The sequence below is a fragment of the Pseudoalteromonas ostreae genome (assembly GCF_018069805.1).
Classification (GTDB): domain Bacteria; phylum Pseudomonadota; class Gammaproteobacteria; order Enterobacterales; family Alteromonadaceae; genus Pseudoalteromonas; species Pseudoalteromonas ostreae.
Map to the genome: position 1 here is coordinate 13,842 of NZ_JAGPYN010000003.1, position 12,565 is coordinate 26,406.

At 38.7% G+C, this 12,565-nt stretch carries 10 protein-coding genes; 6 read left to right on the forward strand and 4 right to left on the reverse strand.

From position 1 onward, the window contains the following. Positions 1 to 329: 329 nt before the first annotated feature. Positions 330 to 1,175 carry a MurR/RpiR family transcriptional regulator gene (locus J7338_RS02600; RefSeq protein WP_145240869.1) on the reverse strand — a complete coding sequence of 282 codons (846 nt, stop codon included), beginning with the start codon at positions 1,173 to 1,175 and terminating at the stop codon, positions 330 to 332. 486 nt (positions 1,176 to 1,661) lie between these two features. On the opposite strand from J7338_RS02600, the gene pbp4b reads away from it, so the two are divergent. Both pbp4b and J7338_RS02610 read left to right on the forward strand, forming a co-directional pair. Next, positions 1,662 to 4,109 carry a penicillin binding protein PBP4B gene (gene pbp4b / locus J7338_RS02605; RefSeq protein WP_210795367.1) on the forward strand — a complete coding sequence of 816 codons (2,448 nt, stop codon included), beginning with the start codon at positions 1,662 to 1,664 and terminating at the stop codon, positions 4,107 to 4,109. A 150-nt stretch (positions 4,110 to 4,259) separates the two neighbouring features. Continuing rightward, the gene (locus J7338_RS02610) at positions 4,260 to 5,636 is read left to right on the forward strand and encodes a Na+/H+ antiporter NhaC family protein (protein ID WP_210795369.1); all 1,377 of its coding nucleotides are present in this window, start codon (positions 4,260 to 4,262) and stop codon (positions 5,634 to 5,636) included. Between the two features lie 101 nt (positions 5,637 to 5,737). Here J7338_RS02610 and J7338_RS02615 read toward each other — a convergent pair whose 3' ends face one another. Beyond that, a complete protein-coding gene (locus J7338_RS02615; protein WP_210795371.1) occupies positions 5,738 to 7,279 on the reverse strand; it encodes a LytTR family DNA-binding domain-containing protein in 1,542 nt (513 codons plus the stop codon). Positions 7,280 to 7,421: 142 nt separating this feature from the next. On the opposite strand from J7338_RS02615, the gene J7338_RS02620 reads away from it, so the two are divergent. Then, on the forward strand, positions 7,422 to 8,909 hold the full coding sequence (locus J7338_RS02620; protein ID WP_210795373.1) for an alpha/beta fold hydrolase: 1,488 nt from the start codon (positions 7,422 to 7,424) through the stop codon (positions 8,907 to 8,909). 119 nt (positions 8,910 to 9,028) lie between these two features. Here J7338_RS02620 and J7338_RS02625 read toward each other — a convergent pair whose 3' ends face one another. Both J7338_RS02625 and J7338_RS02630 read right to left on the reverse strand, forming a co-directional pair. Continuing rightward, positions 9,029 to 9,766: a helix-turn-helix domain-containing protein gene (locus J7338_RS02625; protein WP_210795375.1), complete on the reverse strand. Its 738-nt coding sequence runs from the start codon at positions 9,764 to 9,766 to the stop codon at positions 9,029 to 9,031. Continuing rightward, entirely contained in the window at positions 9,756 to 10,205 is a 450-nt protein-coding gene (locus J7338_RS02630; RefSeq protein ID WP_210795377.1) for a carboxymuconolactone decarboxylase family protein, read from the reverse strand. Before J7338_RS02630 ends, J7338_RS02625 begins: the two co-directional genes overlap by 11 nt. A 518-nt stretch (positions 10,206 to 10,723) precedes the next feature. On the opposite strand from J7338_RS02630, the gene J7338_RS02635 reads away from it, so the two are divergent. The 3 genes from J7338_RS02635 (at position 10,724) to J7338_RS02645 (ending at position 12,208) form a co-directional block, all read left to right on the forward strand. After that, positions 10,724 to 11,467 (forward strand): hypothetical protein, encoded by a 744-nt coding sequence (locus tag J7338_RS02635; RefSeq protein ID WP_210795379.1) that lies wholly within the window; start codon positions 10,724 to 10,726, stop codon positions 11,465 to 11,467. 10 nt (positions 11,468 to 11,477) lie between these two features. Further along, entirely contained in the window at positions 11,478 to 11,696 is a 219-nt protein-coding gene (locus J7338_RS02640; protein ID WP_210795381.1) for a hypothetical protein, read from the forward strand. A gap of 107 nt (positions 11,697 to 11,803) precedes the next feature. After that, a complete protein-coding gene (locus J7338_RS02645; protein WP_210795383.1) occupies positions 11,804 to 12,208 on the forward strand; it encodes an ISAs1 family transposase in 405 nt (134 codons plus the stop codon). Positions 12,209 to 12,565: the final 357 nt, after the last annotated feature.

Consider the following 12,565-nt stretch of genomic DNA (forward strand, 5'->3'; position numbering starts at 1 on the left):
TTATATTTTTTGTCAATATAAGCACAAGGCTGGGGGAGTGTTTTCGCGATTTTTAGCGCAGTTGATTATATTTAATACCTTGAAATAACATGTTTTTGTGTTTTTCATTACTGAAGAAGGAGGATATTTGAGTGGGGTGGAGCAATACTGTTGTAGTTACAATAATAATTATTGTTTATGAACTAAAAAATTTTTGTTGGCATAGAATAAAGAAATAATTTATCAATTAGCAAACGAGAGATAGGTTATTATTGCATGGCTGTTGTTAAAGTGGTTTTTATAATAAGAAAGGCCACAATAGTGGCCTTAATTCTTTAGGATGACCTTGGTTAGTGATTTCTAAATTCACCAACAACGTCATTTGAATGCTCTAGTAATTTACGACCTTGACGACTCGATTGCGTTAAAGCGATAAATAGAATATCAATAACAAAGTCTTGCGCAGTACGGGCAAGTATCGATGATAAACGGACTGACTCTTCTTCTGCCACAGAGTAAAGCCTAACATTGGCTTGATCAGCAACAGGATTACTACCAAATTTAGTGACAGAGATCACGTAACTGTCGTTTTTCTTAGCCTGCTTTACCACTTCAGCAATTTCTCTGGTAACACCCGATTCACTGATCGCAATAACTAAGTCGCCTTTTGCAAAGGTTGATACATAGGCGAGCTGCGCATGACCATCAGGTTCAGCTATTGCAGGCATACCTAACTTTTGCAACTTATAGGAGAAGTCTTTAGCCACCAGAGCTGAGCCCCCTAAGCCACAAATTAAAATTCGCTTAGCTGATTTTAACAAGCTAACAGCCTGTTCAATGGCTAGCGCTTCATTGAGATTTTTTGTTTCAGTAAGCACAGCAAGTTTACTACTGAGTAGCTTTTCTGCTATTTGCTCTAGTGAATCACTTAAGGTGATTTTACCATGCAGTTTTGGTTCTGATGTTTCATCATTGAGTGCATCAATGACAGCCAGCTTAAATGCTGGAAAGCCTTTGTAGCCCAGTTTTTGCGAAAATTTTACAACGCTTGACTGGCTCACGCCGACAACTTTAGCCAGCTCTACAGACGAAAGATTACGAATAGCATTAGCTGAGTTCAATGTGAAGTCAGCTAGCTTAGCTTCGCTGCTCGATAGGGACTGACGTAAGGCTTTAATTTTTACAAATGTAGACATACTACCCGCTTATTTTTATATTTGGCGTATTTATAGCATCAATCGAAATAAATTTGTACTTATTCTAGGTTCAAATGTAGCCACCTTTGTTTTTACTCTTGTTTCTAGGCGTACAAAAAATAAATTATTCCCAATAGACGCAATTAAGTTTTGGAATATTGTTTAAGAATAATTGGAATAATATAGTTTTAATTATCTAATTTTACAACACCAATAGCACGAACTAACAGATTTATTTGCTAGTCGCTTGGGCACTGTTTTTATGGTGGGATAAAATATCTTTATTTAATTTACTTGTTGAAATAAATTATTTACAAATCATTTTGCTGTGATAGGGTTTGGTTTATACAACTCAAATCGAGTTGTCCAAACTATAATAACAATATGAGAACTGGGTTTATTTAATGTATTGTTTACTAAAAGCACATACCGCTAATCGTGGTTTTGGGATTGCGCTTATTTACTTTGATCAGCAATGAGAAGGCTATGACGTTTTTATCTTGGTTTAAAAAACTTTGTTTAGTTACAACTGCCGCACTTTTGACTAGTTGCGCTTCAACACCTTACGAGTTTACACAATCTGCCAATTACAGTCATCGTGTTAAGTTTTTAGTCATGCATTACACCGCTATTGATTATGAAAAATCGATGCGTGCTTTAGTCGATGAAGGTGGTTTAAGTGCTCATTATTTATTACCAGAGTTAAATGATCCTAGCTACCCTGAGGATGAATTAAAAGTAATTCAACTAGTTGACGAACATGATAGGGCGTGGCATGCCGGGACAAGCTTTTGGCAAGGCCGTGAAGATTTAAACGATCAATCAATTGGTATCGAAATTGTTAACGTACCAAGCTGTCACTATCCTGAAGTTAAATCTGATGAGCAAATGGAAAATGACGCCTCAAAACTGTGTATTTTCCCCGATTTTGACGCTAAACAAATAGCGTTATTGATTGAGCTCAGTAAAGGTATTTTAGCCCGTAACCCTGATATTGGCCCAACTCAAGTTGTAGGGCACTCCGATATAGCGCCTACACGAAAAAACGATCCAGGTCCGCGCTTTCCATGGTATCAATTGTACCAAGCTGGTATTGGTGCATGGTATGACAGTGACACGGTTGATAAATATTGGCAGCAATTTAATTTAGTTAAACCATCCATTAGTTTAATGCAAAAAGCGTTACGTGGTTATGGTTATGATGTACACGTGACTAATCAACTTGATCCACAAACCCTTGATACATTAAGTGCCTTTCAAATGCACTTTTTACCTTGGCATGTAAGCGGTAATTCAGATGCGCGCAGCGCTGCGGTATTGTTTGCTTTGATGCAGAAGTACTTCCCGAAAAAAGCAGCTAAGTTAATGTTGCAATATCAACAACAGCAACTTGCTCCAGAACCGATCATTAAGCCTTTAGCAAATGCGCAGGTTGTGTTGCAGGTACCAAATCCTAATCCAAGTTCTCGGGCACTGGTTAATGACCGTGGCACGTTTAAAGCTTATAAAGGCCGAGGCGAAATTATCATTGAAAATAACACCGCAACGAGCGCGGATATTTTTATCAATGGTGAAAAAATAAATATTGCTCAGCCACTTATGGCAAATAATAGCTACAAATACAGCTTATCTAAACGGACTCACAACGGCACAAATACGTTCAAGGTTGAAAATGTGCAGCCCGAAGAGGCTAATTTAACATTACGTTTTCCTTACCCAACTTTAGTAGCTAAGCCCGTAAAGTCAGTGCAGTTTAATAACGTGGATAAATTGATCAACGAAGAAGTCGCGGCAGGATTTCCCGGTGCCGTACTGGCAGTGATCAAAGATGGTAAGTTAATCAAATTAAGCCACTATGGAGATGCTAAAAAATACCTTGCTGATGGCTCATTATTAGCACAGCCACAGCAAATGAAAAGCGATACATTATTTGATGTTGCCTCTAATTCAAAAATGTTTGCTACTAATTTAGCGTTAATGAAATTAGCCAGTGAAGGCAAGCTCAATGTTGAAAAGCCCTTATTTTATTACCTACCCGAATTTAGAGGAGCGGGACGTGAGCAGCGCTTAGTTAAAGACTTGCTTACTCACAGCGCAGGCTACCCAGCTGTGGTTGATTTTCACCGTAAAGATAATAAGTTTGGTGAACGGTTTTTTTCACAAAATAGCTTACGTACTAAAAACTTATTACTGACGGGTGTGCCGTTTGTTGCAGGTCGTAGTGTTAAACATTTATATTCAGATATTGATTACATGTTACTCGGTGTATTAGTCGAGCGACTTTCCGGGCAGTCGCTGGATAATTATGTTGAAGGGCAAATTTATCAACCGCTTGGTTTAACCCACACCGTTTATAATCCATTGCAAAAGGGCTTTATAAAAAACCAAATAGCTGCCACTGAGTTAATGGGAAACACTCGTGACGGACGGATCAGCTTTGATAATGTTCGTACCGACGTTTTACAAGGACAAGTACATGACGAAAAAGCATTTTATGCGTTAGGTGGGGTCGCAGGTCACGCAGGACTTTTTAGTACAGGTCAAGATTTAGCTGTGCTTGCGCAGTTATTACTGAATCGCGGTGGCTATGGTGATAAGCAAATATTTACCCCGCAAGTATTAGAGCAATTTATTGCCCCGCAAGCCAGCGATGAAAGTTATGGTTTAGGTTGGCGTCGTGCCGGTAACGGTGCTTTACAATGGCATTTTGGCCCGTACGCGAGCCCACAAGCGTATGGTCACACTGGCTGGACGGGCACGGTTACTGTGATTGATCCCGCTTATGACTTGGCGATAATTTTACTTACCAATGCTCGCCATACACCGATTGAAGGGAATGAAACAGATTATGAATTTATGGGGAAAAAGTTTGAAACCGGTAAATATGGCTCAATTGTTTCGCTGATTTATGAAGCAATATTAAATAAGCATTGATCTAAATGGCAGTGTTCAGCTTATCGCTAATCGATTTAAGTTGTGTTTATTGACGAACCGATTAAGCTAATGAGTTTGTTCTAGCCTTTATAACAAAGGCCTGATAATAATTAGAGTGAGTCTTAGACTCACCACAAAAAAGGTTACAGTATGTCTTGGTATTCAATTTTACCGCCACTAATTGCGATTTTGATCGTATTTTGGCGCAAAGAAGTCATTATGGCGCTACTCGTCGCTGTTGTTTCTTCAGAGTTTTTGCTGGCCTTGCAAGGTAACGGTAATACACTTTTTAATACATTTATAAATACCATAGAGCGCGTGGTGAGCGTAGCAAGTTCGCCAGGTAATAGTCGTATCCTCATTTTTAGTATCTTAATCGGTGCATTACTTGCTTACATACGAGAATCGGGCGGTGTGGCTGCAACAGTAAATGTGTTGATGAACAAAGGTGTGGCAAAGAGTAAACGCCAAGTGGGTTATTTAACCATGTTTTCAGGCATTGCGGTATTTATAGAATCTAACTTAAGTGTACTGACTGCGGGTATTTTATCGCGGGGTTTATTCGATAAATTTAAAATGAGCCGTGCTCGCTTAGCGTACATTATCGATAGTACCAGTGCACCTGTGTGTATTTTGATTTTACTTAATGGCTGGGGGGCATACATACTTGGCTTGCTTGGTAATTATGAACTGTCAGAGTCGGCAGTCTCGGTGTTATGGGGCAGCATAGGTTATAACTTTTATGCCATCATCACCTTACTCATTGTGTTTTACACTATCTCGTTTGATAAAGTACACGGCTCGCTTAAAAAGGCTGAAGAGCAATTAGATCATCAACAAACAGAGCTACAAGAAGAAGTAAAGGGCACCAAAGCACGTTATATGCTGGTTCCTTTACTTACTTTAATAGGTAGCATGGTCGGCTTTATGTATTGGTCAGGTAATGGTGATATTGCCAGCGGCAGTGGCTCTAAGTCGGTATTGTATGCCACTATTTTAGCTTGCGTTGTCGCCTACTTATTAATGGTAAGCTCTCGTCAATTTACCCATCATAAACTGGTTGATATTGGTTTTAAAGGCATGGGAGAATTATTGCCATTAGTGGCTATCGTACTACTATCGCTTACTTTAGGTGCTAGCTTAAAAGATTTAGGCACGGGCGTATTTGTGGCAGGCTTAGTGGGCGATTACTTACCTATCTATTTAGTTGTGCCTGTGTTGTTTGTTACCGGTGGAGTGATCTCGTTCACTACAGGCACCTCATGGGGCACGTTTGCAATACTTATCCCGATTGGTGTGCCATTAATTCAAGCGCTTGGTTTACCGCCGTCATTAGTGATTGCGGCAATTTTAGGGGGCGGCGTATTTGGCGATCATTGCTCGCCAATATCAGATACCAGTGCGGTGTCAGCCATAGCCTCCGGCTGTGACTTACTCACTCACGTTAAAACACAAATGCCGTATGCATTATTCGCGGGTGGCTTAACCTTTGTGGCCTACCTCATTACCAGTATTATTGTGTTGTAGAGAGTTAGCGAGCTTGCGAGAGCAAAGTTAGCTAGTTAGCGAAAAGCCTGCAAATTTGCAGGCTTTTTTGTAGATTGCCATAAGCTAAATGCAATTGAGATTCAGCTATTTCGAATTATTTCACGAACGTGAGGTAATAAGCGGCGACTGACAGGTATTTTATGTTGCTGCACCAATAAATGTATTTGTTGTAGATTGTTGTTTGCTGTTTTGTTGCATGAAGAGTTAAGTTCATCAATATAATCCAAGTTAACAATATAAGAGCGATGAACTTTCATAAATGTATTGGGAAGTTCCTCTGCTAAGCCTTTTAAGCTGCCGCTATACAAGCGTTGTCTATTCTCCGTTAGGTGTATTTCTACGTAGTCCCCCGCAGCTTTACAAAAAATAATCTGCTCGGTTGCGAGGTGCTCTGTTTTGCCTGCGCTATTGAGTGTAAGTTTTGGTGGGCAGTGGCGTTGTTGTTTTTGTGCCAAGCTAAATTTTAACTTAGCCACTTCATCACGCTCACTGTTTAGTGCCACTTTGTAGGCCACTAACTCTTGCGCCTGTTTGATAAATAGCGCGATCATAAGTGCAGTGATAATGCAGTAAAATAATATATTATGGAATGTGGGTAACGTTAAAAGGGCGATAACATCGAACAGCACAAAAATAATAAAATAAGGTATTAATTCTGTTCTTTGTAGTTTGAAGCAATGCCAGCCAAGCAGCACTGTAATAATTGCGGCAGGTATTAAAACCGCTATGACGGTTTTAATATCATACCAAGGTAGTAACCAAACAATAAACAGAGTGATGGCAGTTGATAAAATTAAATAATAAGTAGGCTGTTTAATGTGAAGCTTTATGAAAAAAAACCATATTAAGCATGCTCCATAACCGAGCGCGCAAGTAACCACTAACAGCAGTCTAAGATCTTGAAATGGATAATAATAATTGAATAAACCTCTTGAAAGCTCTAAAGACAATTGAATTAAAACAAAAAACACCATTAGAAAAGTAATTCTAACCTCAGCCGAGTGAAGTCCGAGCGCTGCTAAGTAAACAATACCCACTAATAAAATGCCCAATATTAAAACTGAAAGCAGCATGTTTTGTTGGAAAAAGTGTGTGCTAGCGGCGTATTCACCAATACCAGCAAAATGCATTGGCGATGATAAGGTTAGGTAACCATGGTGGGAAGATAGGTTTATTACAATTTCATTATTCCCCAGTTTTAATAGATGCTCAGGCAGATAAAACTTAGCATCCATTTTCCCTACAAATTCTTGTTCAGGGATGTTGTGCGGCGTACCATTTTGACCGATTTTTATGCCATTAAAATAAACTTCACTAGAGGCTTTAGCGAAAAGAAAAAATGCGTTTGCTTGTTTTAAATCTAAATATTGTTGTTCAAGGCGTAAATTAGCTTTTATCCAAATATGCGAATTCTGTGGGTTCACCTGATAAAAATTAAGCGTCTCACATTGTGAATCATCAAAATCTACTGCAGCATAACTGACAATTTGTGTAGGGCAACTAATGACTGATTCAGTATCAATACTAATCCATTCTTTCGCGAATACGCCCGGTGCGGATAAAATTCCCGACAAAAAGCTGAGAAAAATATAAATTGTTATTCTAATACTTAAATGTTGCAAAACGTTTCCTACCGTTTATCGAAAATATGCTACCGTTTAACGATTTTATCTTAAAAATCAATGCCATTTGTCGGCTTTAAGATGCACTTATCATGTTAAATAAGTTTAATTGAATCTAAGTAAAACAACGAGGATTATTATTATGCTTAAAAATAGAGTCGCTAATACAGTAAAATTGACGGGCTGCATTTTTGTTTTAATTACAATGTCAGTGATGGCGAATGAGCAGTCACAAAAGCAGTATAGCTACAGTAATGAGGAAGCTATTGTTTTTGAAACAATGGATGGCATTCAAACAAATGCGTTTAGTGGTTATATAACTGTTCCAGAAAACCGTGCTAATCAGCAGAGCAGAAATATAAAAGTACACTATGTACGTTTTCCTGCAACTGCAAATAAGGTTGGTTCGCCAATAATTTATTTATCAGGGGGGCCTGGTGGATCTGGTATTGATACAGCTAAATACCCAAACTTTAGGTTTCCACTCTTTATGGCGCTTCGCGAGCATGGTGATGTGATCGCTTTGGATCAAAGAGGCACTGGGCAATCGAAAGACACACCTACCTGTTATTCAGATCAACATATGCCTTTTAATACTGCACATTCAATTGACGATATAGTCGCACTTTACAAACTGGCTGCAAAACAATGTCGTGCTTTTTGGCAGAGCAAGGGAATAGACTTATTAGGGTATAATTCTGTTGAAAGTGCTCATGACTTAAATGATTTACGTCAGCACCTTAAGGCTGAAAAAGTAACACTATGGGGTATTTCATATGGTAGTCATCTTGCTTTAACTGCGATGAAGCTATTCCCTGAAAAAATAGATAAAGTGGTGATCGCTAGTGCCGAAGGGCTGAATCAAACAGTTAAGCTGCCCGCGCAAACGGATGCATACTTTAGCCGATTACAAAATGCTATTGATACACAACCAGAAGCAGCTAAACACTATCCAGATATTAAAGGGTTAATTGCTCGTGTACATCAACGGCTACTCGATAACCCGATTCGAGTGACCCTACAAAGTAAAGCTGCATCGGGTAATACTATGTTATTTAAAAAGCATCATTTGCAAATGTTAGCCTCAGGTATGATTGCTGATCCGCAGCGTTATGTCAGTGTATTACTTAAGCTCTATAAAACACTTGATGAAGGGAATTTAGAAATACTTAATGACTTACTTGCACGAGGATATTTTGATGATAACCAAATTAGCTTTGAGGCCATGCCTTTTGCTATGGATATTGCATCAGGAATAACGGCAGATCGGCTAGCCTTAGTAGAAAAACAGGCGAAAACCAGTTTATTAGGTTTAATGCTTAACTTTCCTATGCCGCAGTTAAATAACCAAGTTAAGGGGCTAGATTTAGGGGATTCTTTTCGTGCTGATCCTGTCAACAATGTGCCAACGTTACTGCTTTCGGGCACATTGGACGGTCGCACCTATTTAGCCAGTCAATATGAAGCAACATCTGGTTTAAGTGCGCTGACAAAAGTAACAATTGAAAATGCTGGGCACAATTTATTTATGAGCTCACCGGAAGTGACAGACGTTATAAAACAGTTTTTAAATGAGCAGGCTATTAACGATAAAACTATCAACATAGGTTTACCTGATTTTATGAAGTAAACATGGCTCAGTTTTTAGCTTGTGCAAGGCTACGTTTATGGAAAATCCAGCACTATATTTAGTAACAGGACTGCATCAAAGGAAGTATTTTATAGATATTAATAGCATAGTTAACTATTTCACTGATGGATTAACTTTTTATATTTGGCTGGGGTTATTTGTAAAATAGCGTTGAACTCGTTGTTTAGGTGAGATTGATCGGCAAACCCACAATCAATGGCGAGTTGTGCCAAGCTTAGCTGTGGGTTTGCTTTGATAAGTTGTTTAGCCTGCCTGACTCTGTAAATGCGTGCTAGGTGTTTGGCAGTGATGCCACAGGTGTTTTTAACATAGCGCTCTAATTGCCGCTTACCTTTAGGGGTATGCTCATAAGCGGTATTGAGTGGGGTAAGATTGATTATTTTATGGATCAGTTTTTGTGTGTACTCAATTGCTTGGTGGTGAATTTTTGGTGCATTGAGGTGCGCCGACAATAAATCAATAAACGAATCTAAGTTAGCATATTGATCAAGCGCTTGTGCAATACCCGTTAAAGTGGCTGGGGCAACAAGGGAATGATTAACCTTTTCTAAGTGAGCAAGCCCTGCGGGCCTAAACCGGATCCCACAAAAAATGGAACCAGCGGTAAACGTTACTTTTTCTGATTGAGTAGAGGTGGTTTGCATTAAATAGGGGGGATTCAATGGTTTGCCAGCTAAGTTAAGCTGCCCAGAAATCAAAAATATAACGCCCTTAGCGCCATCGCAGGGGAGCCAATTCTCCCCTGAAAATTGGGCGCTAGCAAACCAAATTGCTTGTACATAATCAGCGATATCGCCCGTAGGACTGTAAAGCTCAAGTAATAGTTTATCGTTCATTAAACTCGACTGTCGGTTTAAACATTTTGACTATACGATTCCAACTATTTATAGCATTAATTGCTACGGTGAGGGTAACTAAACTTGGTTGATCAAATAATGCTGAAAGTGTTTGGTAAAAGCCATCATCAATGCTCTGCGACAGTGTCAATTTTTCGCAAAGCGCTAATGCAGCCCGCTCTTTATCATTATAAAGAGGCGCGTCTTGCCAAGCACTAAGGGCAATAATGCGGTTAATGCTCTCACCATACTCCAGTGCTTGTTTGCTATGCATGGACAAACAATACGCGCATTGGTTTAACTGTGACGCTCTTAACTTCACTAGCTCCCAAATTGTTAACCCAAAGCTTGCTTCGACCTTTTGTTTAATTAGAGTTTCTTGATTAATCAAGTAGCTAACTAGCTCAGGCTCAATATTATAATAATCCGCTCTTTTCATAATAGTTCCAAATCGATAAATAACTACTAGCTATTTTATTGACGAATAAATAAGAAGGATTGTAAAAAAGCGACTTTCGTAACCTGTGAACGACAACAAAAAAAGCCCTCAAAATATCAGGGCGTGGGTGTTTCGGAGTTTTTCAAGTTAGTTGTCGCCTCAAGTATATTAGAGGCGACAACTATCCTGACACCTGTCTCTTGATCACATCTCCTGTTGTTGCGCTTGCATGAATCGAGCGCCTTCTACATTTGGCTCAGTAAAAACCAACCTTTCCATAAAGCTTCCCAACCAACAACACCAGTTTGCTTGCTGTTGTGAGTTATTGTCAAATCCGGTGTATGAGCTCACCTTGATGCTCTGCTTGACTTTGTATTATTCTTTCTCCGTCTTTAAATTTAACACCTGTTATCACATCCGCTAACAACTTAAAGATGCGGTAACGATCTTACCTTGTATACGATACATAACAAAATGTTGACCATGTGTCGCTTGTGTGTTACTTGTGTGTTTCCTTTGTGTTGTTGCAACGTTGCAACTGTTCATCAACAAGTAGTTATGTACAAAAAATTATAACTAAAGCTGAATATTTAGCTAATTCATCTAATGCTGGGTTTGATGGAAATATTAATGTAATTAACCCAACAGATAATAAAATTCATTCGTTAAAGGTTAAATCGAAATGGATTTTTAAAGGTGGTCATGAGCCTTCTTTAAATACTCAAATATACTCTCATACACCATCGGCTCAACTAGTTAGTCAAGTTGGTGAACTTTCTAAGTTGAAAATTTTTGAACACTCCAGAATGGGTAAAAGGGGGATTGTTGTTCCAGAAAATAGTGGTTTTAAAAGCGCTTATGATATAGGGAGGAATGAAACAAACCGTGATTTATTCGATGATTGGTATCATGATAATTATTCAGTTAGTTATTGGGCAAGGATTGCTCTCGACACAGCCGGTCAGATTGGAGTTTCTCTTGATATATTTACAGGCATACAAGTTCAATTTGTTTTTTCTGACCAGTCAACAGCAAGATTTAAAGTTGAACGTTTTCAAATAGGAGATCTAAAGTTTTCTTATGTACCTAATTCTTCTAGAAATAAAGATGGTATTCCAATAGCTGATTTTGGTCGTAGCTTTAATGGGGAATATACATTTAATAATGAATTAGCTTCTCGAGGGATTGAAATTAGGGTTGTTAGAGTTGGTAGTACTGGCGGAAGAGTTAGAATTACTGAGATATCTACTTCAGTTGAATAATAGGAAAGTTATGAATATTTTTGAGATGGTAAGAAATGGTGAGTTAAATGTACTAAGCTTAGTTATTCCATTACAGATGATTATTCTTGTTACTTTATGTTATTTTTTTGCTAAAAGTAAAAATAAAAATACTTTACACGCAATTATATTTGGATTGATACCAGGGCTGAACTGTGTCATGTTGCTTTATTATATTGTAGTCCCAAAAGAAAAGGTATTAAAAACCTAGGTTCTCAATGTTTTATATAAAATGAACTGATTAATTAAGTTGGATGTGAAAATTTAACTTATTTTAGATATTCATTTTAAGCTGAGCACTTTTTTAAGGAATTCCTCGTGCCTGATATACAGCTATTTAAATATTTCGAGTCAATAGATGACCCTCGCGGCTGGAAAGATGCAAAGACAGTGGGAGTTATAGTTTCTTACAAAAAAGAAAAAGGTAAAATAAGCAATGAGTTATGTTATAGGTACTATATCAGTTCAGCGTATTTATCGGCGGAAGAGCTCGCGAGGTCAGCACGGCAACATTGGCAAATAGAGAATGGATTACATTGGCGTTTAGATGTCGGATTTAAAGAGGATGAGTGCCGAATAAGGTGTGAAGGCGCAGCCCCAGTATTTGCAGGACTGAGGCACATTGCATTTAATCAGCTAAAAGCAGAAACAAGTTTTAATAAAGGGATGCCTGCAAAACAGAATAAAGCTATGCGCAGTACAGCTTACCTTGAAAGACATTGAATTCATAGCCTTTTTTCATGCTCTTGCCCTGGTAAATATTCAGCTTGCCCCTACACATCTTAATCCTTCCCCCCTACATGTTTGAGCACGATGTCTAGCCTTGGCAGTTGTGAGCTAAATCGGTATGCCGCTTAACTCTCCCAAGACTTTCTGCAGGAGTTGGCTTTAGTTGGCTTTAGCCGCGAATGATTTAACACCAATGTTAGGGTTAACCACCATAGGGGCTTCCGCTGGCCACTCCTGGACTCTCTGTAGGAGCAGGCTTTAGCCGCGAATATTTTCCACCCGAGCATCACGCTTAATCCTTCAATGCGTAATTGATGTGAGTAAACGGCGAAGATAGGCCAACTTACACAT

Bases quoted from the DNA above. Each gene is read 5' to 3' on its own strand.
- J7338_RS02600 (WP_145240869.1), bottom strand. From the start codon at position 1,175: ATGTCTACATTTGTAAAAATTAAAGCCTTACGTCAGTCCCTATCGAGC.
- J7338_RS02640 (WP_210795381.1), top strand. From the start codon at position 11,478: ATGAATATTTTTGAGATGGTAAGAAATGGTGAGTTAAATGTACTAAGC.
- J7338_RS02630 (WP_210795377.1), bottom strand. From the start codon at position 10,205: ATGAAAAGAGCGGATTATTATAATATTGAGCCTGAGCTAGTTAGCTAC.
- pbp4b (WP_210795367.1), top strand. From the start codon at position 1,662: ATGACGTTTTTATCTTGGTTTAAAAAACTTTGTTTAGTTACAACTGCC.
- J7338_RS02625 (WP_210795375.1), bottom strand. From the start codon at position 9,766: ATGAACGATAAACTATTACTTGAGCTTTACAGTCCTACGGGCGATATC.
- J7338_RS02620 (WP_210795373.1), top strand. From the start codon at position 7,422: ATGCTTAAAAATAGAGTCGCTAATACAGTAAAATTGACGGGCTGCATT.
- J7338_RS02610 (WP_210795369.1), top strand. From the start codon at position 4,260: ATGTCTTGGTATTCAATTTTACCGCCACTAATTGCGATTTTGATCGTA.